Origin of the sequence: Duncaniella sp. B8 (genome assembly GCF_005304985.1) — a bacterium.
GTDB classification, from domain to species: domain Bacteria; phylum Bacteroidota; class Bacteroidia; order Bacteroidales; family Muribaculaceae; genus Duncaniella; species Duncaniella muris.
This window is the reverse complement of sequence record NZ_CP040121.1, coordinates 3,183,283-3,209,452: the sequence shown is the minus strand read 5'-3', so window position 1 is coordinate 3,209,452 and position 26,170 is coordinate 3,183,283. Positions and strand designations below refer to the sequence as shown.

25 protein-coding genes are annotated in these 26,170 nt (G+C 46.3%); all 25 read left to right on the top strand.

All coding sequences use genetic code 11. From position 1 onward, the window contains the following. Nucleotides 1-19: 19 nt before the first annotated feature. The 25 genes from FDZ78_RS13780 (at nt 20) to FDZ78_RS13660 (ending at nt 26,167) form a co-directional block, all read left to right on the top strand. Nucleotides 20-1,141, top strand: a complete 1,122-nt coding sequence (locus tag FDZ78_RS13780) for an efflux RND transporter periplasmic adaptor subunit (RefSeq protein WP_136408787.1) — start codon at nt 20-22, stop codon at nt 1,139-1,141. 38 nt (nt 1,142-1,179) lie between these two features. Next, nucleotides 1,180-4,365, top strand: coding sequence for an efflux RND transporter permease subunit (locus tag FDZ78_RS13775; RefSeq protein WP_136408786.1), 3,186 nt, complete (start codon nt 1,180-1,182; stop codon nt 4,363-4,365). A gap of 92 nt (nt 4,366-4,457) precedes the next feature. Then, nucleotides 4,458-5,057, top strand: a complete 600-nt coding sequence (locus tag FDZ78_RS13770; RefSeq protein ID WP_107031467.1) for a TetR/AcrR family transcriptional regulator — start codon at nt 4,458-4,460, stop codon at nt 5,055-5,057. Between the two features lie 24 nt (nt 5,058-5,081). Then, nucleotides 5,082-5,828, top strand: coding sequence for a 3-oxoacyl-[acyl-carrier-protein] reductase (fabG, locus tag FDZ78_RS13765; protein ID WP_107031468.1), 747 nt, complete (start codon nt 5,082-5,084; stop codon nt 5,826-5,828). Between the two features lie 125 nt (nt 5,829-5,953). Further along, entirely contained in the window at nt 5,954-6,538 is a 585-nt protein-coding gene (locus FDZ78_RS13760) for a DUF4290 domain-containing protein (protein WP_370291911.1), read from the top strand. 55 nt (nt 6,539-6,593) lie between these two features. Next, nucleotides 6,594-7,124 (top strand): ribosome maturation factor RimM, encoded by a 531-nt coding sequence (gene rimM, locus FDZ78_RS13755; RefSeq protein ID WP_160631189.1) that lies wholly within the window; start codon nt 6,594-6,596, stop codon nt 7,122-7,124. Between the two features lie 7 nt (nt 7,125-7,131). Next, nucleotides 7,132-7,443 carry a hypothetical protein gene (locus FDZ78_RS13750; RefSeq protein ID WP_107031471.1) on the top strand — a complete coding sequence of 104 codons (312 nt, stop codon included), beginning with the start codon at nt 7,132-7,134 and terminating at the stop codon, nt 7,441-7,443. 30 nt (nt 7,444-7,473) lie between these two features. Continuing rightward, nucleotides 7,474-8,118 (top strand): OmpA family protein, encoded by a 645-nt coding sequence (locus tag FDZ78_RS13745; RefSeq protein WP_136408785.1) that lies wholly within the window; start codon nt 7,474-7,476, stop codon nt 8,116-8,118. A gap of 67 nt (nt 8,119-8,185) precedes the next feature. Next, nucleotides 8,186-9,667 carry a proline--tRNA ligase gene (proS, locus tag FDZ78_RS13740; protein WP_107031473.1) on the top strand — a complete coding sequence of 494 codons (1,482 nt, stop codon included), beginning with the start codon at nt 8,186-8,188 and terminating at the stop codon, nt 9,665-9,667. Nucleotides 9,668-9,746: 79 nt separating this feature from the next. Then, nucleotides 9,747-10,703, top strand: a complete 957-nt coding sequence (locus tag FDZ78_RS13735; protein WP_123398222.1) for a glycosyltransferase family 2 protein — start codon at nt 9,747-9,749, stop codon at nt 10,701-10,703. A gap of 3 nt (nt 10,704-10,706) precedes the next feature. Further along, nucleotides 10,707-10,985 (top strand): HU family DNA-binding protein, encoded by a 279-nt coding sequence (locus tag FDZ78_RS13730; protein ID WP_107031475.1) that lies wholly within the window; start codon nt 10,707-10,709, stop codon nt 10,983-10,985. Then, nucleotides 10,982-12,235, top strand: a complete 1,254-nt coding sequence (locus tag FDZ78_RS13725) for an HU family DNA-binding protein (protein WP_123398223.1) — start codon at nt 10,982-10,984, stop codon at nt 12,233-12,235. The genes FDZ78_RS13730 and FDZ78_RS13725 overlap by 4 nt, the downstream gene beginning before the upstream one ends. 205 nt (nt 12,236-12,440) lie before the next feature. Next, nucleotides 12,441-13,436, top strand: coding sequence for a MoxR family ATPase (locus FDZ78_RS13720; RefSeq protein ID WP_107031477.1), 996 nt, complete (start codon nt 12,441-12,443; stop codon nt 13,434-13,436). Nucleotides 13,437-13,474: 38 nt separating this feature from the next. After that, nucleotides 13,475-14,350, top strand: a complete 876-nt coding sequence (locus FDZ78_RS13715) for a DUF58 domain-containing protein (protein WP_123398224.1) — start codon at nt 13,475-13,477, stop codon at nt 14,348-14,350. A 43-nt stretch (nt 14,351-14,393) separates the two neighbouring features. Next, nucleotides 14,394-15,386, top strand: coding sequence for a cell wall anchor protein (locus tag FDZ78_RS13710; protein WP_136408782.1), 993 nt, complete (start codon nt 14,394-14,396; stop codon nt 15,384-15,386). 8 nt (nt 15,387-15,394) lie between these two features. Next, nucleotides 15,395-16,381 carry a VWA domain-containing protein gene (locus tag FDZ78_RS13705; RefSeq protein WP_123398226.1) on the top strand — a complete coding sequence of 329 codons (987 nt, stop codon included), beginning with the start codon at nt 15,395-15,397 and terminating at the stop codon, nt 16,379-16,381. 19 nt (nt 16,382-16,400) lie between these two features. Beyond that, entirely contained in the window at nt 16,401-17,465 is a 1,065-nt protein-coding gene (locus tag FDZ78_RS13700; RefSeq protein ID WP_107031481.1) for a VWA domain-containing protein, read from the top strand. Then, nucleotides 17,462-18,244, top strand: coding sequence for a tetratricopeptide repeat protein (locus tag FDZ78_RS13695; RefSeq protein ID WP_160631187.1), 783 nt, complete (start codon nt 17,462-17,464; stop codon nt 18,242-18,244). The genes FDZ78_RS13700 and FDZ78_RS13695 overlap by 4 nt, the downstream gene beginning before the upstream one ends. Nucleotides 18,245-18,286: 42 nt before the next feature. After that, complete coding sequence (locus FDZ78_RS13690; protein WP_123398228.1) at nt 18,287-20,086, top strand: BatD family protein; 1,800 nt, start codon at nt 18,287-18,289, stop codon at nt 20,084-20,086. Continuing rightward, entirely contained in the window at nt 20,083-20,865 is a 783-nt protein-coding gene (locus FDZ78_RS13685) for a tetratricopeptide repeat protein (RefSeq protein ID WP_136408781.1), read from the top strand. The genes FDZ78_RS13690 and FDZ78_RS13685 overlap by 4 nt, the downstream gene beginning before the upstream one ends. A 290-nt stretch (nt 20,866-21,155) precedes the next feature. Then, the gene (locus tag FDZ78_RS13680; protein WP_107031485.1) at nt 21,156-21,416 is read left to right on the top strand and encodes a DNA-binding protein; all 261 of its coding nucleotides are present in this window, start codon (nt 21,156-21,158) and stop codon (nt 21,414-21,416) included. A 151-nt stretch (nt 21,417-21,567) separates the two neighbouring features. Next, nucleotides 21,568-22,704 carry a universal stress protein gene (locus FDZ78_RS13675; protein WP_136408780.1) on the top strand — a complete coding sequence of 379 codons (1,137 nt, stop codon included), beginning with the start codon at nt 21,568-21,570 and terminating at the stop codon, nt 22,702-22,704. 200 nt (nt 22,705-22,904) lie between these two features. After that, entirely contained in the window at nt 22,905-24,071 is a 1,167-nt protein-coding gene (locus FDZ78_RS13670; RefSeq protein ID WP_123398231.1) for an AIR synthase-related protein, read from the top strand. Nucleotides 24,072-24,184: 113 nt separating this feature from the next. Further along, nucleotides 24,185-25,552 carry a transglycosylase SLT domain-containing protein gene (locus FDZ78_RS13665; RefSeq protein WP_160631185.1) on the top strand — a complete coding sequence of 456 codons (1,368 nt, stop codon included), beginning with the start codon at nt 24,185-24,187 and terminating at the stop codon, nt 25,550-25,552. A 66-nt stretch (nt 25,553-25,618) separates the two neighbouring features. After that, a complete protein-coding gene (locus tag FDZ78_RS13660) occupies nt 25,619-26,167 on the top strand; it encodes a DUF3332 domain-containing protein (RefSeq protein WP_136408778.1) in 549 nt (182 codons plus the stop codon). Nucleotides 26,168-26,170: the final 3 nt, after the last annotated feature.

Below are 26,170 nucleotides of genomic sequence, written 5' to 3'. Positions count from 1 at the left end.
GCAAAACCAGACGAAAGACATGAATACAAAGTTTATATCATCAGGCATACTCCTTATAGCCACCATGCTGGTTTCATCTTGCAGCAAGAGTCATAGCCATAATTACGAAGATGCTGAGGAAACAGTTGATGTGGCATTCCCTGAAACTGATTCTGTGACTCTGACCAATACTTATCCAGGATATTTCACTCCTGAGGCCAAAGTCGATGTCGTGGGTCGTGTCAGCGGACAGTTGCTTAGCAAAAATTTCAGCAATGGGCAATACGTCAATAAAGGGTCTGTGCTCTTTCGCATAGAAGCCAGCAAATATCGCGATGCCGTGCAGCAGGCGCAGGCTGAACTCGCTACGGCAAAAAGTTCCAAAGACTATGCCCAAAGCCACTACGATGCAGTAAAGAAAGCGCTGGAAAGTGATGCGGTTTCTAAAATGGAAGTCATTCAGGCCGAAAGTGACTTAAGACAGGCAGAAGCAGATATAAAAAATGCACAGGCTGCATTGGAGACCGCCACGACAAACTTAGGATACTGCACAGTCATCGCCCCTATATCCGGCTATGTTACATCGGCCTCTTATGATGTCGGATCATATATCAACGGAGAAGGGAGTCCGGTGATCCTTACTACTCTCTACAATAATTCGACTCTGACGGCTCAGTTTTCAATTGAAGACGAAAAATTGCTGGAACTTCTACACAACAATGATTACCGGAATATGCCTGAACTGAAAAATGTCGAACTGAGTTTTTCAGACACCATCGGTTACAGATATTATGGCGATCTAACATATATGGCTCCTATGGTAGACACATCAACCGGGACTGTCGCGTTGCAATGTAAGATTGATAACAAATATGATGAACTCCGCCCCGGAATGTTTGTCAAGATCAATCTGCCATATAAGAAATTAAAGAAGGCAATACTGGTAAAGGACTCTGCTTTGAGCACAGATCAGCTTGGCAAATATCTCTATGTTGTCAATGATTCAGACAAGATCGTGTACACACCTGTATCCATTGGTCCGCTCTATCACGATTCTCTTAGAGTGATCCTTTCAGGCATCTCCCCCGATTCCCGTTATGTGACAAAGGCCATGCTGAAAGTCACTGACGGCATGAAAGTAAAGCCTGTAACTGTAAAATAATCACAACCTGAGTCCCGAATCTTCCTAAACGCACACTTATGTTCTCCAGATTCTTCATAGATCGTCCGATTTTCGCCACGGTCATCGCCATAATAATGGTATTGATTGGGTTGATGACTGTCAAAAGCCTGCCTGTGTCACAATATCCCGACATAACACCGCCTACGGTTATGGTGTCAGCATCCTATCCGGGGGCGGATGCAGCAACCATTGCCGAAGTTGTCGGAACTCCGATCGAAGAACAGATCAACGGAGTCGAGGGCATGATGTATATGAGTTCGAGCTCAAGCGATGGGTCATACAGCCTGACCATTACTTTCGAAAACGGAACAAATCTTGACGATGCTGTCGTCAAAGTCCAGAATCGAATTTCATTAGCCGAAGCCACTCTTCCTACAGCTGTAAAGGAGCAGGGAGTCTCGGTCATGGCCGAATCTTCAGACATCATACTTTTCATTGCGCTCGAAGGAGATAACCCCGACCGCTACAACGCCTTGTATCTGACCAATTACGCACAGCTCAATATTATCGATGAGTTGTCAAGAATTGATGGTGTGGGAGGCGCAGGTGCGTTCGGAGCCGGCAAATACAGCATGAGGGTGTGGCTTGACCCTGAAAAAATGAGAGTCCGCGGCATTACGCCTTCAGATGTCAGCGAAATGATACAGTCCCAGAATCTTGAAGTTTCATCAGGCAGTGTCGGAGCACCGCCGGCGCCATCCGATGTCGATTTTGAATTTACTTTGACGTCCGACGGGCAATTGCAGACTGCTGAAGAATTCGGCAATATCATTTTGAAAACAGATCCGAACGGTTCGATATTACGGCTGAAAGATGTTGCAACCGTTGAATTAGGCAGTGAAAGCTATTCAACTATCTCACATGTGTCCGGCAAGCAAGCCGGGCTGATCGGTGTGCAGCAGCGTCCAGGCGCCAACGCGCTTGATGTCGCAACAAAGGTCAAAGCTAAAATGGATGAGCTTTCTGAATATTTTCCGGATGGAGTCCACTATGAAGTGATCATGGACACGACATCGTTTGTCAACGCTTCTATCGACGAAGTGCTTGTGACATTCGTAGAAACAACCCTCATTGTGATGATCGTCATCCTGATTTTCCTGCAAAGCTGGCGAGCAGTAATCATTCCGATGATTGCTATTCCGGTTTCACTGATAGCAACATTTGCAGTAATGAAACTGCTTGGATTCTCCATAAACACCCTGACTTTATTCGGTCTTGTACTTGCGATTGCAATTGTGGTCGATGATGCAATTGTTGTAGTGGAAGATTGCGCCAGACTCGTGCAGGAAGGGAAACTCACGCCAAGACAAAGCGCGGAGAAAGCAATGAAGGAACTGCAAGGGCCTGTGGTAGGCGAGGTTCTCGTATTGCTATCTGTCTTTATTCCTACCGCTTTTATCAGTGGCATCACAGGTGAACTCTACAAACAGTTTGCCCTTACTATCGCAACCTCTGTTGCATTTTCCGGATTTAACGCTCTGACATTCACTCCGGCTATGTGTGCACTTTTTCTTAGAAAGAAAGAAGACCCTAATCCTCATTTCTTTATTTACAAATGGTTTAACAAAGGATATGGGAATGTCATGAAGAAGTACACATCCGCCATCGGATGTTTGCTCCAAAGACCATTGATCGCCATAGGAATATATGTCATTATATGCCTTTTCGCATTCTGGGGATTCATGAAACTACCTACCAGCTATATCCCGCAGGAGGATATGGGTTATTTCATGACATCCGTGCAGCTTCCGACCGGAGCATCGCTGGACCGGACGGATAAGATTGTGACAAGCCTGGCAGATCAGATAAAAAAAATACCTGAAGTAGATAATGTGATCTCTATTTCAGGTTCATCCATGATGGGCGGAGGGTCTGGCGCCAATATGGGATCATTATTTGTTGTCCTCAAACCCTGGAGTCAGCGCAAAGGCAAAGGACAGGATGTGGATGCCATCATGGCTCATGTCAGTGAAATCGCTGGCAGCTACCAGGAACCCATAGTATTTTCAATCAATCCTCCTGCCATACCCGGTTTAGGCATGACCTCCGGGATGCAAATGCAGATACTCGACATAAACAACCTCGGCGCAGATGCCCTTCAGAAAGTACTGGCAGCAATGAAAGAAGCGGCTAAAAAGGATGACAGAATCGCACAACTCACCACCCAATATCAGGCAGGTGTGCCTCAATATGCAATCAAAGTGGACCGTGACAAAGCCAAACTGCTCGGACTCTCTGTTGATGACATATATTCTACACTTGCTCAATTCATGGGCGGTAGCTATGTGAACGACTTTGTCAAATTCGGGCGTACATATCAGGTAAATCTGAGTGCTGACAGTGAATCCCGTAGCCGTATAGGAAAACTCGGCAGACTCTCTGTGCGCAATGCAAACGGAAACATGGTACCGTTCTCTTCATTCATATCTATAGAACCCGCCATCGGACAGTCAACAGTCAGCCGATATAATATGTACACCACCGCCTCAATTACCGGGACTCCGGCCGGCCATGTGTCAAGCAAGGAGACCATAAAGGCGATGGAGGAAATTCTGGATGAAGCCGCAGGTGACCAGTTTGCATATGCCTGGACCGGAGAAGCCTATCAGGAAACCCAGGCTGGGACCACAATAACATTCGTATTGCTGTTTGCTGTCATCGTTACAGTCCTGGTTCTCGCAGCACAATATGAAAGCTGGACCGATCCGATAGCTGTTGTCATATCTATGCCTACGGCGATATTAGGCACTGTGATCGGGTGTCTGCTTCTGTCACAATCGATTTCAATCTACACACAGATCGGCATAATCCTGCTGCTCGGCCTTTCTGCAAAGAACGCCATACTCATAGTCGAATATGCACGCGACTTCCACCAAAGCGGCCAGACTGTCAGACAAGCAGCATCTGATGCTGGTGTCATTCGTTTCCGCCCCATCATGATGACTGCATTTGCTTTTGTTTTCGGCGTATTGCCTATGCTTTTCGCCACCGGAGCCGGAGCTAATTCACGCATTGCGTTGGGCACAGCCGTTGTCTTCGGCATGGCTGTCAATGCCATTGTAGGCACTCTGTTTGTGCCGGGCTTTTGGGAACTTTTGGAGAATTTTCGCGAGAAGCATCTTTCCAGAATCTTCGCCGGTTCAGATCAAGCGTCCAAGAGGCTGCAAAACACCGATAAAAGCGCTTCCGGTGAAGAAAATTGATATGAATTTTTCGTTAACATTATTTAATTATTTTCCATTGATGAAATAATTAGCGTATCTTTGTAGGTGAAAACATATATCCAAAGCTACCAATGGCGTCGAAAACCCGCGAAAGACTCCTTGAGGTTGCCCATCAGCTTTTCACCAGCAATGGTGTTGAACGGACAACAATGAACGATATTGCCACTGCTTCTGACAAGGGGCGGCGCACTATCTACACCTATTTTAAAAACAAGAGGGAGATCTATGAAGCGGTAATTGAGCGGGAGAGCGATGCCATAGTCATGAAATTGCGTGGTATCGTCAATTCCGATCTTGAGCCTGAAGAAAAACTTCGCCGTTTTCTGAATGCCCGCTTCGACATCGTGGAAGAAACCATTCGGACATCCACCACAAGCCAGTTGCTTTCATATCTTACGCTTGACTATAAACGTCTTGAGCGGATAAGACTGCTTGCTGTAGCCAAAGAACAGGAACTCATCAAAGAAATGATTGACGAGGGAGTCGGGAAAGGCATCTTCGATCCTCTTCAGGCATCATTGCTTCCGGAAGTATATCAGATGATTTTCCAAGGAATTGACTATTGCCATCTGAGAGACAATTTCAGCCAGTTGGGTATAACCCCAGCAGGAATCAGGGAGTCTGTTATCAGTTTCGTGCTAAATACGCTCTTACTTAAATCAACTATATAGTAAACCCAAACGACTATTCAGAAAATGAAATTACTTGAAGGAAAAGTAGCTCTCATCACCGGCGCCGCCCGTGGCATCGGAAAGAGCATCGCCGTTAAATTCGCACAGGAAGGTGCTGACATTGCATTCACCGACCTCAATCGCGACGAAAATATGGAAGCGACCGAAAAAGAACTGCAGGCTCTTGGCGTGCGCGCTGTCGGTTATGCCTCTAACGCTGCTGATTTTGCACAGACTGAAGAGGTTGTCAGCAAAGTCAAAGAAGATTTCGGCCACATTGATATCCTTGTCAACAATGCCGGCATCACTAAAGACGGTCTGATGATGCGAATGACCGAAGCCCAGTGGGATGCTGTCATTGCCGTAAACCTCAAGAGCGCATTCAACTTCATCCATGCTGTTCTCCCTATCATGATGCGTCAGCGTCAGGGTTCAATCATCAATATGGCATCTGTAGTAGGCGTTCATGGAAATGCTGGACAGTCAAACTATGCAGCATCAAAAGCCGGTCTTATCGCTTTGGCCAAGAGCATCGCTCAGGAAGTCGGTTCACGCGGCATTCGCGCCAATGCTATTGCCCCTGGCTTCATAGAGACTGCCATGACCGCAGCTCTGCCTGAAGACGTGCGCAAAGAATGGGCTCAGAAGATTCCTCTGCGTCGCGCCGGTCAGGTTGAAGACATCGCTAATGTAGCGACATTCCTTGCTTCTGACATGTCAAGCTATGTATCTGGTCAGGTGATCCAGGTAGATGGCGGCATGAACATGTAATACCGGACCAACGTTAATCACATAAGGATATTTCCCTGATCAGCAAACAGGCGCTGAAAGAGAATATCCTTATGTTATTCAATTAAAAGGTGCCAGAAACGGCCCATAACCACCCCGATATAATGCTGACTTACAATACACAATTAAAGCATCTGAAATTGCCTGAGTACGGGCGCAACATTCATCAGATGGTGGAACATTGTCTGACTATTGAAGACCGGGATGAACGCACTCGTTGCGCACATTCCATAATCAACTGCATGAGCAAACTGTTCCCCAAACTGCGTGAAGAAGAAAACTATCAGCAGAAATTGTGGGATCATCTCGCCATCATGAGCGACTTCAGACTTGATATTGACTATCCTACAGAAGTTGTCAAAGCCGAGAATCTGAATACAGTGCCCCAAAAGATTCCATATACATCCGAACATATCCGCTATCGTCACTATGGCAAGGATGTGGAACGATTGATCGCAAAAGCTGTCAGCATGGAACCCGGAGAAGAGCGAAGCGAGCTTGTACTGCTTATTGCCAACCACATGAAAAAGCTGCTACTTGCTGCAAATTCAGATGGCGTGGATGACATAAAGATTTTCAAGGATCTGGCAGAGTATTCACATGGTCAGATTCAGCTTTCTCCGGAGACGACAGTTCTTCACGAGTTCAAAATCGTGGCTCCGCCAAGCGGGAAAAAGAAAAAGAAGCGATAAGCAGACACAGCAATTTCTTCTAAAAAACATCATATAACCCATAAAGCCACTCCAAGTGATCAGACTATCAGAAATAGCAGAGGTAGGTCGCTTTAACAAGCCTCATGGCATAAAAGGCGAAATTTCCGTCTCGATTAACACCGACATTGACCTGAACGATGTCAAATGTGTCATCGTTCCTATTGACGGGATATTCGTTCCATTCTTCCTGCAGACGGTTAGACCCAAAACCGCCGATACTTCTCTGATTACTATTGACGGCATAGATTCAGAAGAGAAAGCCCAAAGCCTTGCCAACCGGCCACTGTTTATACTTCGCTCCGATCTCCCGGATGATGACAATGACGAAGACGGCTTTTATGCATCTGATCTGATCGGCTTTAAAGTCAATGACATGACCCACGGAGTTATCGGAGAGATTTCTGATATCAACGATTCCACCCAGAACATTCTCTTTATCGTAAAAATGCCTGACGGCAAAGAGCTGATGATTCCGGTGGCCGATGAGTTCATTCTCTCCATCGATCTGGAAAACGAGACCGTCAACACAGATATACCTTCAGAAATACTGACACTAAACGACTGATTCCAATATGAAAGAATTCGATGAAAAGCAAGCCATAAAAGTAATGCGAGGGGCTCTTTCTCCTGAGTCTTCGAAACTCTATGTCGATGATGAGATTCTTAACATTATCGACATAATCTGGGATTGGTATGAAGACAACGGACTTCTCGACATCGACACCGAAGCGGATGACGAAGATGTCAATACCAACGCACTGATCAAGCATGTCAGAAAAATGCTGTCTAAGGACCCCGACTCTCCGATAAACCCCGATGACGTTGAGGCGCTCGTCATGGCAGAATTACGCTATGAGCAATCACTGGATTGTTTCGAAGACTAAAAGCATCCAATAACAAATATTCTCGCCAATATGAAAAAATATCTGTCAATAATTCTATCGGCTTTAGCCGCCTTAATGCCTGGTTGGATCTCGGCAAAGAGCAACAGCACTGATCCATATAAGGATTATGATGAGACACGCTTTATGGATATGAGTTTGGATGAGAATATCCTGACCCCTGCCGTTGGGAAAAACGAGCATGCGGCAATCAAGACATACATGACCAGACTCGCCCAGGATCTGGCGAAAAAAAACTACATCGTTGATATGACCCGAAACGATGAGGTTGTTGTGGTCACAGTCCTTTCTGATGATATTTTTCTCCCGAACGACACTCTTCTATCTCCGTCAGCACCCTCGCGGCTCACTCCAATACTGAAATTATTTTCCGATCCGTTCATGATGAAAATGGTTTATTCCGTCCATACCGACAACACCGGATCGGCTCCGTATAATATGCGTCTTTCCCATGAGCGCAACAATTCAATCTACGACTGGATGCTTGACAACATCAATGAAGATCTGATAGTGATCCCTTACGAAATGGGCGACACTGATCCGGTTGCGGCAAATGACACTCGCGACGGACGGCGCGAAAACCGGCGTGTAGAGATTTTCATGATCCCAGGACCGAAAATGATCACACTGGCCCGCAAGGGACAGCTTTTGAAATAGCAGCAACAGTCATTACCTCTTTCAGACTATTATAATTGCAATATATTATCACAGAAACATATTAAAAATGGCAAAAGAACTTAAGGATCTGACCAAACGCAGCGAAAACTACTCGCAGTGGTACAATGAGCTCGTGGTCAAAGCCGATCTCGCAGAGCAGTCGGCGGTTAGAGGCTGTATGGTTATCAAGCCCTACGGTTATGCAATTTGGGAAAAAATGCAACACGAACTTGACCGTATGTTCAAGGAAACAGGTGTACAGAACGCCTACTTCCCGCTTCTCATTCCAAAATCGTTCCTCTGCCGCGAAGCCGAGCATGTCGAAGGGTTTGCCAAAGAATGTGCGGTTGTCACACACTACCGCCTCAAGAACGACCCCAACGGCAATGGTGTTGTAGTAGACCCTGATGCACGCCTTGAGGAAGAACTGATTGTGCGCCCTACTTCTGAAACTATTATCTGGGGCACATATAAGAACTGGATCCACAGCTATCGCGATCTCCCCGTGCTGTGCAACCAGTGGGCGAATGTGATGCGCTGGGAAATGCGCACCCGTATGTTCCTGCGTACTGCCGAATTCCTCTGGCAGGAAGGCCACTGCGCACATGCGACAGCCGAGGAATCGGAAAATCGCACCGTCCAGATGATCAACATCTACGCCAAATTTGCGCGTGATTATATGGCTATGCCTGTCATAATCGGTGTAAAAACCGCAAACGAACGTTTTGCCGGAGCGCTCAACACCTACACAATTGAGGCCATGATGCAGGATGGAAAAGCCCTTCAGGCCGGTACAAGCCATAACCTCGGACAGAATTTCGCTAAGGCCTTTGACGTTACATTCGTCAACAAAGACAACAAGCCTGAATATGTATGGGCAAACTCCTGGGGCGTATCAACCCGTCTTATGGGCGCTCTCATCATGACGCATTCAGATGACAACGGGCTTGTGCTCCCTCCCCACCTCGCTCCGATCCAGGTGGTCATCGTACCTATCTACAAGAACAGTGATCAGCTCGCTGAAATTTCAGCCAAAGTAGACCCGATAGTCAACGAACTACGCGCGATGGGCATCAGCGTAAAATACGATGACTCTGAAAACAAGCGTCCGGGCTTCAAGTTTGCAGATTATGAGCTTAAGGGAGTGCCTGTGCGTCTTGCCATCGGAGCGCGCGACATCGAAAACGGCACAGTCGAAGTCATGCGCCGTGACACGCTTGAGAAACATGTTGCCCCGCTGGAAGGAATCGCGGATTATATTAAAGGTCTACTTGAAGAAATTCAGGCAAACATCTATCAGAAAGCAATAAACCACAGAGAATCCATGACCCGGACAGTCGACTCTTATGAGGAATTCAAAGAAGAGATTGAAAAGGGAGGATTCATCCTGGCTCACTGGGACGGCACCACCGAAACCGAAGAACGCATCAAAGAGGAAACAAAAGCCACTATCCGTTGCATTCCTCTGGATGGTGATCAAACACCGGGCGTCTGTATGGTAACCGGCAAGCCTTCGGCTCGTAGAGTACTCTTTGCCCGCAACTATTAATTTCGGCAACAATCCACGGTTTCATTACTCATCTCCTTCTCTCCTTAATCTCATTTAACGAAGCTGCCAGAAAATTCATATGCCATCCCCGCCAGTCATAGCAATTGTTGTACCCTGCTTCAACGAAGAAGCGGTATTGCCTTTTTCTATTCCCAAACTGCTGGCTATATTAGCCCGCATGGCGCAGCAATCATTAGCTTCTCCAGACAGTTACATACTCTGCTGCGATGACGGAAGCCGGGATGCGACATGGAAAATCATCTCCGATCTGCACCTTAGAGACCGACGCGTCAAAGGAATATCCCTTGCGCACAACCGAGGACATCAGTATGCGCTTTTGGCAGGGCTTATGACCGCAAAAGACCATTGTGACGCAGCTATTTCCATCGATGCCGATCTTCAGGATGACACTGACGCCATAATCGAGATGGTCCGGCGCTTTATTTCAGGCAAAGAAATAGTGTTCGGAGTCAGGGATGACAGAACGTCTGACTCTTGGTTTAAACGAACCACCGCCCATGCTTTCTACTCTTTGCAAAGGAAAATGGGCATTGAAACCATCTACGACCATGCAGATTTCAGGCTTATGAGCCAAAGAGCTCTTGAACTGTTGAGCGAATATGGCGAATCAAATCTGTTTCTCCGAGGGATTGTTCCACAGTTAGGGCTTGAAAGCGACACCGTCTCCTATGCCCGTAAACAAAGAGCCGCAGGCGAATCAAAATATCCGCTTGTCAGAATGCTTTCGTTTTCGATTGACGGAATCACCTCTTTTTCAGCTCGCCCTATGAGATGGGTTTTCTTCATAGGTCTGATCCTGCTGGCTATTGACCTGCTGGTCGGAATCTATGTTGGTTTCTCCATTCTCTATTCTGACAAACTTGAGGCCGGATGGGCTTCGATATTACTATCTATATGGTTCCTTGGGAGCCTGATTCTAATGTCCATCGGTTTGATCGGAGAATATATAGGAAAAATATTTATAGAAGTTAAACAACGTCCGCGATATGCAATTCGCGACATTTTATTTGATTGACACGTGGATAACAAACAATTTATTTCACGACTCGGCAAGAGACTAAACCGGGAAAACGCAGAAGTGGCCACACTCGTTGAAGGTCTGTGCAAAGTATTCAAAGAATGCGGAGCCGATCTTGACTCAATCGCCATCCCCGGATTCGGAACATTCAAATCTGTAAAATCAGATGAGGCGATTGTTTACGACGAAGTAAACGGCAAACGCACATTGGTTCCGCCAGCCATCAGAATGGAATTTGCCCCCAGCATTGTATTGCGAAAAAAAATGACTAAACAATGAATCAGAAAATACCGTTCCATCAGCTGTCCGCACGTATTGCATCTGCAACCGGCATAAGCGAAGACAGTGCCGAGATTTTTGCTAAAAATTTCTTTGATATACTTTCTGAGGAACTGATCAAAGGAGAAACAGTCAAAATCAAAGGCCTCGGCGAATTCGCGCTTTATGAAGAAGAGAATGGAGAAAAAGATATCAGGTTCACTCCTGACAAAGATCTCGCTGAAACGCTCAATGCCCCATTCGCAATATTTGAGCCTGTTACGCTGAATGACGAGGTCACCGAATCAATGCTCTCCATCGAGAAAGATCAAACAGAATCGTCATTGCCTGAGACAGAAAATCATGAGCCTGAGGCCAAGGTCGAAGAAACAATTATCTGTGAGAATATCGCAACAACAATCGAATCCCAACCCGAAACATCCACAGAAGCTATACAGCCCGAAGAACATCTGGCATCACCAGATCCTAAAGCAGAAATCGCGCCTGAACCGGAAACTATCCTGACCGACGAAAAGCCGGTTCAGCCGAAAGAAGCCATTAAGCCCCCCGTTGCCACAATTTCGGCTGAAGCAACTGCAACTGCAACTGCAACTGAACCTTCGGCCAAAACCGCAAACAGCAATCTTGCGGAACGACAGCCGGTAAGACCTGTAGCTCCGAAAATCATACCACTTGAAGAAGATCCGGAAGAATACGTCAGTCCTGCCAAAGGACAGCAATCGGAAGGCAATTTCTGGTGGGGACTGATCATAGGCCTGATTATTGGACTTGCCATAGGGGCATGCGGAGTCTACCTTGCTATCGATCATCTATTCCCCAATAGCCGTCAGCAGGCTGAAGCCATAACTCCCGAAGAGTCAACTCCTATGCAGACAGAGGAAACCGCAGGTGAAATTGCCATGCTATCAGATTCTGTAACATCGGACGCTGAAGTTGCTCAGGCTGAAGCAGAACAAATCCCCACACAACCTGCTGTCGCAGAAAACTCAAGTCCGAAAGTGCGTAAAGACACCGTTAAAAGAGGCTACCTTATCCATGATATGGCAAAAAAATTCTTCGGGAGCAAAGATTATTGGGTCTACATCTACGAAGAAAACAAATCAAAAATCGGGAACCCCAACAACATGCAGCCGGGAGTGGTTCTTGATATCCCGGATGCTGAAAAATACGGAATTGTTCCCGGCAATGCAGAAAGTTTGAAGAAAGCGCGCCAGAAAGCCGGTGAAATCCTCGCCAGATATCCCCGTTAAGCCAACACCGCTAGAAAGAAACCTTAAGACAACATCGTCGACTCCAATATCGGCGATGTTGTCATTGTTAAAGGAAAAATATATAAAATTAACACACTTTTCTCGCCTAATAATTGTTGTTATTTATAATTTTGTAAACCGTTTATCTATTATAGCGGATTAAAATATCTTATATATCTAATTTAGAACCCTCACTACTCAGACTATGAGCGAATCGGTTAATATTCGAGAACTTAATGATCTTGTTGCCGGCAAGAAGGATTTCATCAACCTTGTTACACGTGGGATGGATCAGACCATCGTGGGGCAAAAGCATCTCGTTGACTCACTTCTGATCGCACTTCTATCTAACGGACACGTCCTTCTTGAAGGCGTCCCCGGTCTCGCAAAGACCCTTGCCATCAAGACTCTTGCTCAAATTATCGATGCCAAATACAGCCGTATCCAGTTTACTCCTGACCTTCTCCCTGCCGATGTGATCGGAACAATGATCTACAGTGTGCAGAAAGAACAGTTCCAGATCAAGCGAGGCCCGATTTTCGCCAATTTCGTTCTGGCTGACGAAATCAACCGCGCCCCGGCTAAAGTACAGAGCGCTCTGCTCGAAGCCATGCAGGAACGCCAGGTGACCATCGGCGAACGTACATTCAAACTTGACGAACCGTTCCTGGTGATGGCCACCCAGAACCCCATTGAGCAAGAAGGCACCTACCCGCTTCCTGAAGCTCAGGTTGACCGTTTCCTTCTCAAAGTCATTATCGGCTACCCGACCAAAGAAGAGGAAAAGCTTATCATACGACAGAACATTTCCGGTGTAAAACCTGAAGTCCGTCCTCTTCTCCGTCCGGAAGAAATCCTGGAGGTTCAGAAGATCGTAGAAAAGATATATCTTGACGAAAAAATCGAACGTTATATCGTAGATATCGTATTCGCAACCCGTAACCCCGGCGATTATGACCTCAAAGATCTTGCCGGAATGATCAGCTTCGGAGCGTCTCCGCGAGCATCAATCGGTCTGGCCAAAGCCGCGAGAGCATATGCGTTCCTCCGAGGCCGCGGTTATGTAATTCCGGAAGATGTCCGCGCCGTATGCCACGATGTTTTGCGTCACCGCATCGGCCTCACATATGAAGCCGAAGCAAATAACATCACCACCGACCAGGTAATCTCCGAGATCCTTGACAAGGTCGAAGTGCCCTGATGACACATTCGTAAAATCCCCTTTCTAATGTTTTCTAAATGGAAGCAAACGAACTACTCAGGAAAGTCAGAAAGATCGACATAAAAACCCGCGGCCTCTCCCAGAACATCTTCGCCGGAGAATACCATACGGCTTTTAAAGGGAGAGGTATGACCTTTTCTGAAGTGAGGGAATACCAGTATGGCGATGATGTCAGAGACATAGACTGGAATGTAACCGCCCGTCATAATCATCCTTATGTCAAGGTCTATGAGGAGGAACGAGAGCTGACTGTGATGCTTCTTGTCGATATGTCGCGCAGCCGTCTGTTCGGAGCTGTCGGAGAAGAAAAGAGAGAGATGATCGCTGAAATAGCCGCTACCCTCGCCTATTCGGCCATCACCAATAATGATAAAATCGGAGTCATATTCTTTTCCGACAAAATTGAAAAATTCATTCCTCCGAAAAAAGGCAAAAAGCACATACTTTTGATAATCCGAGAGTTGCTGGATTTCACACCGGAAAATCAAGGGACAGATATCAGCGTTGCATTGCGCTATTTCACAGATGCTCTGAAAAAGCGATGTACCACTTTCCTGATCTCTGACTTCATAGATACTCATGACTTTACACGACAATTACAGATAGCATGCAACCGCCATGATATCATTGCCATTCAGGTATATGACAAACGCGACACAAGTCTGCCGGATGTAGGGCTCATGCGGATGACCGATCTTGAGACCGGCACCTCACGCTGGATAAACACGTCATCCAGACGGACTCGGCAGGCCTTTAGCAGATGGTGGTATGAACGACAGCAGTCCATGAGTGAAACATTCAGCAAATGCCGCGTTGATCACGCCTCGATAGCCACTGATGAGGATTTCGCCCATTCATTGATGGCCCTATTCAAAAACCGGGGTGTACGCTGATAAAACCACAGCCCGCCCAAGACCCTTTAATTGATTGCCAAACATGAATTTAGTCCGACATATCCGTTACCTGATGCTGACAGTTGCTTTTTTGCTCGCCGCATCAGCGTTCGCCGGAATTTCCAGCCTGAAAGTCAGTCTCGATTCTGCATTCCTTCTTATGGGGCGCACAACCCCTCTGCATATCGAGCTTGTCACCGATGAAAATTCTGACGGGCACCTCGTCATTCCGAGAGATTCCGTCTGTGACAAAGTAGAGATTCTGAAATATCTCACAGCCGACACAACGGAGCTCGGAAGCGGGCGCAGAGAAATCAAGCAGGATCTGGTGCTCCAGTCATTTGATTCAGGTGTCTATCGGCTGAATCCGATTTTATACGTTGAAAAAGGCGAAACAATCGCTTCAAACCGTCTTGTACTGAAAGTATATCCGGTTGTAGTTGACTCACTGGAGACTATCCATGACTATGCTGATGTAGCAGACGTGGACCGCAGTTTCATTGATTACCTCCCTGACTTCGTTGTCGATTATGGATTGTGGATCCTGGCATTAATCGTAGTCCTTGCACTTGGAGGATTCGCGTTCTATATGATGAAGAAAAAGAAGAATCCCTTTGCTGCACCTGCGCCCAAACCGATACCGCCATATGAAAAAGCTATCGGCGAACTTTCACGTCTGCGGGCAGAAAAACTCTGCGAGCAAGGCAAGGAAAAGGAATACTACACCCGTCTCACAGACATTCTCCGCATCTATCTCAATGGCCGTTTCGGCATAAATGCAATGGAAATGACCTCAACACAGATCAGACGTATGCTGAACGCCAATGAAGAGACACGCCTGTCAAAAGAAAACATGGAACGAGTGCTTGAGACGGCAGACTTTGTTAAGTTCGCCAAAGTACGCCCGCTGCCGGATGACAATGTCAAAGCGTTCAATTCTGCAATGCAGTTTGTCGAAGATACAAAACCTCGTCCTGCTGTAGCTGAAACTGATGACCAGCAGGAGCCCTCAAAAGAAGAATCTACTAAAAAATAGATAATACAATGTTATTGGCACATCCAGAATATCTATGGCTGTTTCTAATTTTCATACCTCTCATTGCCTGGTATGTATTCAAACAGCGTGGTCTCCATGCCTCAATGGAGGTTTCGACCGTATCGGCATTTGATCGTGTAGGTCGGTCCAGACTCGCAGCCATGCGCCATATATTGTTCTTATTGCAACTTGGTGCCATAGGTTGTGTCATAGTGGTCCTTTCCCGCCCTCAGACACGCGACTCATGGAATACATCAAGTGTAGAAGGCACCGACATCGTGATCTCAATGGATATATCAACCAGTATGCTCGCCAGAGATTTCAAACCTGATCGCTTTGAAGCAGCGAAGGAAGTTGCGTCAAAATTTGTGGCTGGGCGCGAAGGAGACAACATCGGGGTCGTTATTTTTGCAGCTGAAAGTTTCACCGCAATTCCGATGACAACAGACAGATCCATGATTGCCAATTACATCGGAGACATAAAAATGGGTATGCTGCAAGACGGGACTGCGATAGGTGACGGTCTCGCCACATCAATCAACCGAATAAAAGAAGGGAAAGCCAAATCCAAAAGCATAATCCTGCTGACTGACGGTTCGAACAATACCGGTAATGTCGCTCCGCTCACAGCCGCCGAGATTGCGAAACAGCTTGGGATAAAAGTCTACACTATAGGTATCGGCACAAATGGCACTGCCCCCTACCCTCAGGAAAACATGTTCGGGCGTATCGAATATGTCAACCTTCCGGTAGTTATTGATGAAGCGACTTTGAGGAGCATCGCTGAAACAACCGGAGGAAAATATTTTCGTGCGACGGGCAACAACGTCCTCAAAGAGATATTCGCCGAAATTGATCAGCTGGAAAAAACTAAAATGGATTTAAGGAACTTCACAAGTACTGAAGACGATTATCTGCCTTGGGCAATCGCAGCTTTAAGCCTGTTTGGTCTTGCGGTGTTGCTAAGATACACCTTGTTCCGGACAATTCCATAAGAAATATATATTTGAAAATATGATTTCGTTCGCTTATCCACACCTGCTATATCTTCTTCTGCTGCTCCCGTTAGTGGCAGGCCTTTTCATATGGAGTCGCCTGAGTCGCCGGCGCAAAATGAACCGCTATGGCAAACCTGAAGTTATCGCCCACCTGATGCCTGAGGTCTCAAAATATATGCCTTGGATCAAAATGAGCCTTGCACTTCTCATTATCGCCGTACTGGTCATTATGATTTCCCGCCCGCGCGCAACCGGAGGCCGTGATGCTGACGCTTCAGAGACTACATCGTCACGCGGTATAGAAGTTATGGTATGTCTTGACGTTTCAAATTCAATGCTGGCCTCCACCACCGATGACGATCATGGCATAAGCCGTCTGCAAAGGGCTAAGCACATACTTGAAAAGTTGATTGACAAGATGACCAATGACAAAGTCGGTCTGATAGTGTTTGCAGGCGATGCCTATACCCAGCTCCCGATCACGTCTGACTATATTTCAGCCAAAATGTTTCTCAACGGTATCACCACAGACATGGTCCCTACTCAGGGAACAGCTATCGGAGCCGCGCTTGAGATGGCAATGAACTCATTCACCCCAACCGATGACATGGGAAAAGCCATAATAGTCATCACCGACGGAGAAAATTTTGAAGACAATGCGGTGGATGCGGCCAAGCGGGCTGCTGATGCCGGAATTCAGGTGGATGTAATCGGACTCGGCACTGCAAAAGGAGCCCGAATACCCCTCGGCAACGGTCACTATATGATCAATCCCATGACCGGAGAAGAAGTTGTCACCCGGCATGACGAAGCTACAGCTTCACAGATTGCATCAGCCGGTAAGGGCATTTATGTAAACGGAGCCTCTAATTCCGCTATCAACGCCATTGATTCAAAAATGGACGAGTTAACCCAAGGTGAGTTCGAACGCAAATCTTTCTCCCCGCAAAGCGAACAATTCCCGATTGTAGCCTTTATAGCTTTGATATTGCTTCTTATTGACTCTATTACTGTCACACGCAAAATATCATGGCTCAAAAAATATCGTTTCTTCACAAAAGAGGAAGGAGGAAACAAATGAAACGACTTATAATTTTCGTATTCTTTATATCGGTTCTGGCATCTGCATTTGCACAATCAGGGTCGACAAGGCATGAGCGCAATTATATTGTGGAGGGCAACAAACTTTATCACGAAGAGCGTTATGCCGAAGCAGAAGTCGCATATCGGAAAGCGCTGCAGGAAAATGCGATGAACGAAATCGCACAATTCAACCTGGCAGCCTCTCTACTGCGACAAGGGTCGGCATCAGGCGAGACCCAGAAAGAAGCCACTACAATTCTTCAGAATCTGACTCGTGATGCCGAAAATATATCAATTGCAGAAAAAGCGTTTTATAATCTCGGAAATATTGCCTTCAACGCTCAGGATTATACAAAAAGCATTGATCTCTATAAAAATGCCCTGCACAAGAACCCTGACAATGATCAGGCCAGAGAAAACCTGCGTATAGCCCAGAAGCGCCTTCAGGATCAACAAAACAACCAAGATCAGAACAAAGACCAGAACAAAGATCAGGAGAAGAAAGATCAAGACAAAGATCAGAAACAAAATCAGGATCAAAACAAGAATCAGGATCAAAATAAAGACCAGAACAAAGATCAGGATAAACAGCAACAGCAAAATCAGGATCAGCAGCAGCAACAACAGCAACAACAGCAAGGCGGCATAAGTCAGCAAAATGCAGAAAAGATTCTGAAAGCTATGGAAAATGAAGAGAACGCCACTCGCGCCCGCATCAATGCAGAGAAGAAAAAGAACGGCGCTCCTTCACGCAGACCCGTTACCAATCCTTGGTAATCCCTCATTAAACGACCTCTTATAATTTTGAGAATTTAAGGAATGAAACGTTTTTCACTATTTATATTATTAGGGACTCTGCTGATCTGCCAGAATGTGTTCGCACAGGTCAGTTTTTCAGTTCAGCCGCCCACCCGCGTCTATGAAGGAGACCGCTTCCCGATCACTTTCAGATTAAGCAACGCCGACGGTTCAGACCTGAGTGTCTCTCAGATCAATGGCTGTACGCTTCTCTACGGTCCTTCGGTCTCTCAGCGGCAAAGCTATCAGGTGACCAACGGCAAAGCCGTTTCATCATCATCGGTTGAATATACTTATTACTATAAAGCCGGCAAGGCAGGACAATATACTATCCCTGCCGCATCCGTCATGGCTGACGGCAAGCGCTACTCAACCAAAGCCGTATCTTTTACAATTCATGAGAGCGCCGACCGTGACAAACCCGCTTCACAGCGCCCGGTCAATGTCGATGATGTCGACACTCAGACCGCCGGTCGCCGGGTCAACAGTGATGACGTGTTTGTACGCATCATTCTGTCCAAGTCATCCGCGTATGAACAGGAAGCTATCGGATGTACCATCAAGCTCTATACCAAATACAGCATTTCATCATTCATGCCGACGAAACAGCCTTCGTTTGACGGCTGTCTGATTCAGGAACTTGATGTTCAGCCTTCACTCAATGAGATGGAGACATACAATGGGCAGAACTATATGACAGCCGTGCTCAAACGCTGCATAATTTTCCCGCAGAAAAGTGGCAAACTTACCATCAACTCCGGCAATTATGACATTTCAGTGGTCCAGTATGACAATGTCAACATGGGTATGTTCCAGGTGCGCCAGCCACGCGAAGCAAGAATCAAAGTTAGTTCTAACACCGGCTCTCTCAACATCCTGCCCCTCCCCCAGCCTCAACCCGATGGATTTACCGGAGCTGTAGGCTCATTCAGCATTGACAGCCGTATGGTCGGCAACACATTCCGCACCAATGACCCGGCAACTCTGATCTATACAATCAAGGGAACAGGCAATATCAAATACGTCAAAGAGCCTGAAATTGATTTCCCGACTGAATTCGAGCAGTATACTCCTAAGAGCGACATCCAGACCGAAGTCCACGGAAATGAAGTCTACGGATCTATGACTGTCGAATATACATTCGTGCCCCAAAGTGTGGGAGACTTCTCCATCGGCAGTGACAAATTTGTATATTTTAATCCACAGTCCAAACAATATGTGACTCTCACCACTCCGGCCTATTCAATCAAAGTAGCAAAAGGGTTGTCAACTCCGGTGTCCGCAGAACAGAAAGATGTCGAGAATAAAAACTCAGACATCCGTCACATTCACCTTGGAGAAAAGAACCCACAACAGGCGCACATATTGGTCGTTACCAAAGGCTGGTATTGGGGACTATATGCCGGGCTGCTCGTATTGACCGTGGCGCTTATCGTTATCAACCGGCGCCAGACAAAACTCTCCGCAGACGTCACCGGCCGCCGGACAGCCAAAGCAAGCAAAGTGGCAAAGAGACGTCTCAAAGCCGCAGAAGCATTCATGAAAGCCGGAAACAGTGAAAAGTTCTATGAGGAAATGCTTCGGGCTCTTTGGGGCTATCTGTCTGACAAGCTTTCAATGCCTGTGTCTCAGCTCTCCCGTGAGAATATTTCATCGACTCTTGCATCAAAAGGATATTCGGAAGAAAGCACAGCCGGGCTCGTTGAAGTGCTTGACGACTGTGAAATGGCCCGTTACACTCCTGACAGCTCAAGCCGGATGGACAATGTCTATGAAAAGGGAGTCAATGTCATCAATAACCTCGAAAACTGCAAACGATGAGAAAACTAATATTCCTGCTGACTGCAATCTGTCTTTGCTCGGTTATTCCGGTCAAGGCTTCTGACATACTGCACCAGGCAGACTCAGCATACACAGCCGACAATTTTCAGGAAGCCGCAGCCGCATATCAGCATGTCATCAAAGAGGAAGGCACATCAGCTGAAATTCTTTACAACCTTGGAAACTGCTATTACCGGATGGGAGAACTGGGCAAAGCTATTCTCTCATACGAAAGAGCACTACGCCTTAACCCAACCTTTGACGATGCCCGCAACAATCTGGAATTCGTCAACTCCAAGATTGCAGATCGGGCCGGAGAACGCGGTACATTCATGGGAAACGCTCTGGACTCCGTTGCTAATTCGGCAAAATCCAACACATGGTCATGGCTTGCATTCGCGTTTTTCGTCATCACGCTTACCGGAGTAGTCGCATATATATTCTCCAGCCAGGTGGCAGTCCGCAAAACCGGATTCTTCGGAGGTATCGTTGCTTTCATAGCCTGTCTCTGTTTCATTTTTCTGGCTTTCAGATCAGCCTCTATAGCTATGGCTGATGATGTTGCCATAGTGACAGCACCATCTACAATTCTCAGCACATCGCCCCGTGAGCCAAAAGATCGTGATCAGGAAGCAATGCTGCTCCACGAAGGAACGCGAGTGCAGATCCTTGATTCTGTCCGCTCGACATCTGACTCGATCAGCACACTTTGGTATGATGTTCAGGTTGACAATGCCCACAGGGCTTGGATCAACGCCGCTGCAGTAGAAAAAATATAGCGGACTCCACCTGTGACGTCATAATATCCAGACGTAAAATCTCAAAACCAAACCTCATAAGAACCGGTTCGTTAATTTTCATTATCGGACTGGTTCTTAATTATTGAAACACACTAAGTTAATTTATATTGAAAAAGTTTAGTTAAAAAAGGTGTTATTAAACATAGAAATTTTTAGCGTTTTTATTTGTTTGATTAGAAATTAAAACTTAATTTAGTGACGTGGAACATTTCAAGCCACAACACTATTTAATTAAACAAAGTACTAACCCCCAAACACCTATAAGTATCATGACTAAGACTATCTCGTTCAACGACCTTCGCCGCATCAAAGACAGTTTGCCTGATGGTTCAATCCGTCAGATCGCTGACAAGCTCAATGTCACTCCCCAGACTGTAAGAAATTACTTTGGCGGCACAAATTACGAGTTCGGAAAGAATTGTGGAGTTCATATTGAACCCGGTCCTGATGGGGGCATAGTAGTTCTTGATGACACCACTATCTATGACATGGCTGTTGAAATCATTCAGGCTCAGAATAAAGAAGATTAAGTATATCTATAAATAGCATAATAACATTTTTGGAAGGGTAAAAAGTCTGCTATGCCAACGGCTTTTTGCTCTTCCATTTGTTTTTAAGGAAGCAGCAGCCCGCTCAGTCTTAACTTCAATAGAATAATCAAATCTTAATAAATTAACGTCTATGCAGGAGGACCGTTTGATAACAATCGCCATACACACTTATGAAAAGGCACATGAGTTGAAGAATATTCTTGAATGCGAAGGAGTGAAAGTTACATTACAGAATGTCAATCTTTCAACCCCGGTGGTATCCTCCGGCATCAGAGTCAGGATCAGAGAATGCGATCTGCCGTTGGCTCTGAGAGTGATTGAAAACATAGAAATTTTCGCTCCGGCAGCACTGAAAGAATGCGCCGATGGATCTGCCGAGATTCTTGTACCTATTGACTTTTCCAATTCATCAAAACAAGCCTGTTTCATGGCATTCAGAATTGCATCAGCGCATAAAGCGAAAATCAAACTTCTTCACACTTACGTAGATCCGATGCTGACAAACACAGCATCGCTCCAATTGACGGATGCAATGACATTTGACACTTCTGCCGATGCAGTCATGGAGATCCAGGAAGAAAAAGAGCTCAACAAACTCGGCAATTCGCAGATGAAAGAGTTTGAAACTTTGTTGCGTGATAAAATGAAAGACGGAGTGATTCCTCCGGTCATTTTTTCATCGGAAGTTTCGGAAGGTTTGCCGGAAGAGGTTATCACAGACTATGCCTCGACACACCATCCAATGCTTATTGTCATGGGAACTCGCGGAGCAAACAAGCAATCGAGAGATATGCTCGGAAGTGTTACCGCAGAGGTTCTTGATTCATGCCGCTCAAGCATCTTCACTGTGCCCGAATCGCTGAGGTTCAAGTCTGTGGCCGATATCCGCGAAGTGGTTTACTTCGCCTCGTCCCGCCAGCAGGACATACTTGCGCTTGACGCCCTCTACCGAATTTTCCCGGAGCAATCGCTGTCTGTCACACTGGCCTCTATCCCTTCAAAGAAAAAGCCCAAAGGCGATGCGGAGGCTCTCGGCAATCTGAAAGAATACTGTGTAAAAAATTATCCAGCCTATACATTCAAAGCCCTCCAATTGTCACAGTCAAACGAGATTGAAGAATTTAAAGTCCTTGACAATCAGAACAAGATCGAGCTCATAGTCGTTCCGACCCCACATAAAAATATATTTGCCAGGCTGTTTAACCCGTCACTTGCCCATAAACTTCTGTTTCACTCAGACATTCCCATGCTTTCGATTCCAGTCTGAAACCACAAAACTTGATTGCGGAAGTGTCATGAAGCCGGAACATAACATTCAGGCCATGCCACCGCCCATGATATTTGTTGCAGAATACACAAAAAGGATAACGAGGGCTCGTTGTTTAGATAAAAATTTTGTAATTTTGTAAAAACTTTTGTCAAACAAGTTCCAACTCACGTTTGTTAAATTATCATCTACGAGAAATTATGAGTGACCAGCGCTATAATCTCCGCGGTGTATCTGCCTCAAAAGAGGATGTGCACAACGCAATCAAGAATGTCGACAAAGGGATATTCCCTCACGCATTTTGTAAGATCATCCCTGACATCTTAGGCGGTGACCCTGTCTGGTGCAACATAATGCACGCCGACGGAGCCGGCACTAAATCGTCACTGGCCTATGCCTATTGGCGTGAAACCGGCGATCTGTCTGTATGGAAAGGCATCGCGCAGGATGCACTTGTAATGAATATCGATGACCTTCTTTGTGTCGGCGCCACCGATAACATTCTTGTATCCTCGACTATCGGCCGAAACAAGAATCTTATACCCGGCGAAGTCATTTCTGCCATTATCAACGGTACAGAGGAACTTCTCGCTACGCTGCGTGAGATGGGAGTAGGCATTTATTCGACCGGCGGCGAGACTGCCGATGTCGGAGACCTTGTGAGAACCATTATTGTAGATTCAACCGTTACCTGCCGCATGCGACGCGCCGATGTGATTGACAACGCCAATATCAAAGGAGGCGATGTTATAGTTGGCCTTGCATCTTTCGGACAGGCTAAATATGAAAGTCGCTACAATGGCGGAATGGGCAGCAACGGACTCACATCGGCCCGTCATGATGTCTTTGCAAAATATCTTGCAGAAAAATATCCTGAAACTTTCGATGCTGCCGTGCCCGAAGATCTCGTATACTCCGGGGCGAAGAAACTCACAGACCATGTTGATGGCACACCCCTGACAGCAGGAGAACTGGTGCTTTCCCCCACTCGCACATATGCACCCGTAATCAAGAAGCTTCTCAGCGAGATGCGTTCTGAAATCGACGGCATGGTCCACTGCACAGGAGGCGCCCAGACCAAGGTGCTCCACTTCGTGGAAAACAAGCATGTAATCAAAGACAACATGTTCCCTGTTCCGCCTCTGTTTGATCTGATACAGAAAGAAAGCGGGACACCGTGGAGCGAAATGTACAAAGTATTCAACATGGGCCACCGCATGGAAATATATGTCCGTCCGGAAGCAGCTGAAAAGGTAATGGCGATTGCCGAGGAATTCGGAATCGAATCACGTATAATTGGCCGTGTAGAGGATGCGCCTGCAAACAAGTTGACAATCAAGTCATCGGCCGGCGTATTTGAATATTGACCTGACCAGGTCCCCTTGACCACCATCTCTCATTGAGAACTATGCGCAAATATAATAACTGAGAAAAGAACTATTAACCCGACGCATATCTTATGAAGAATGGTTTGAAAATATTGGCTCCTATAACACTGGTACTCTGCCTGGCCACACTTTACAGTTGTAGCCGGAACGGAGTGTCAGGTAATACTACATCAGCAGCCGGAAACCACCTATTGCCTGACACGCTGAAGGTTGTGACACTATACAGTCCTGAAGCATATTTTATCTACAAAGGACAGGAAATGGGCTATGACTATGAACTTGTGACGTCTTTGGCGGTCGACAAGGATATAGCCCTGAAAATAGAGATCGCCCCTACTCTTTCACGGGCGGTTGAAATGCTTGACTCCGGACTGGTCGATCTGATAGCCTATGAAGTGCCTATAACAGCTGAATATAAAGACAATGTAGTTGCCTGCGGCCCGGAAACTGTGACAACCCAAGTACTTGTACAACCCAAAAAGGGTGAAGCAGAACTCATCGATGATGTCACTGATCTTGTAGGCAAAGATGTTTACGTAGAAGCCGATTCAAAATACGAAGCCCGAATCCGCAATCTAAACGATGAACTCGGAGGCGGAATAAACATCCACACTGTCAGCCGTGACACGATGATCACAGAAGATCTCATCGCAATGGTCAGCAAAGGCTCCATTCCGCTTACCATTGTAGACAGCGATATTGCCCGAATCAACAAGACATACTACAACGATCTCGACATCACTCTCCCGCTTAGTTTCGAACAACGAGCAGCATGGGCTGTAGCTCCGGACAGAGCTTGGCTTGGCGACAGCATCAACGCATGGCTTAACAGTGACAAGCCAAGAGAAGAACAGGCAATGCTGCTCAAACGTTACTTTGAAATGAGCAAAAACGAACCCGGAGGCCGCTACGCATTCAACGGAAGCAGAGTCACACCATTTGACCATCTGTTCAAGCAGTATGCAGCAAACTATGGCTGGGACTGGAAACTTCTCGCCTCCCAAGCATATGTAGAAAGCAAATTTGACTCTACGGCTGTATCGTGGGCTGGAGCAAGAGGCTTGATGCAGATAATGCCTAAGACCGCAAAAGGTTATGGCCAGACAGCAAAAAGCGTGATGAAAAATGATGTAGCGATTGAAACCGCGCTTAAGCTTCTTAAAGATCTTGACAAACAACTGGCTGCAAAAGTCCCAGACGAAAACGAGCGGAAGAAGTTCGTTATCGCCGCCTATAATTCCGGTATAGCACATGTCTATGACGCCATAAATCTTGCAAAAAAATATGGGCTAAACCCTCAGAAATGGGACAACAATGTGGCCAAAGCAATCCTTTGGAAATCAAATCCAAGATACTATAAAGATCCGGTGGTAAAATACGGATATTCCCGTGGACGTGAAACATTTGACTACGTCAACCGAGTCTACCGCTTTTACAACAAAGCACGGATCAAAGCCTGATTGCCAAACCACACTCCGAATCCGGATAATATTTAATAATCACTTTCAACTAATGTTTTTATCCTTATGAAAAAACGCTATTTACCTGTTGCAATCGCGCTTGTACTTACAGGCTCTCTTCTCTCGACTTCATGTATCGGCAGTTTCGCTCTTACGAACAAGCTTCTGTCATGGAACCAACAAGTTGGCAACAAATTTGTGAATGAACTCGTGTTCTTCGCATTCTGGATCATTCCCGTCTATGAAGTTTCATGCCTTGCCGATGTCATTGTGCTCAACTCGATTGAATTCTGGAGCGGTGACAACCCCGTAGCATCAGGCAAGAAAGTGATTGACGGTAAAGATGGCCGCTACATAGTGGAATGCGATGGAAAAGGCTATACCATAACCTCTGAAAATGACAAATCCGTAGTCCGTCTTGATTTTGACAAGGATGACCAGACTTGGAGCGTTGCTATTCCCGGCGGCGAAAGCTATGAACTCATGACATTCATCGATGACACCCATGTGGCGCTGCCTGCTCCTGACGGCACACGCAGCATCGTCGAACTTTCTAACAACGGGCTTATGGCATACCGTGACATGGTCAGCTCAAATCTTATGGCTGCCCGCTAACGG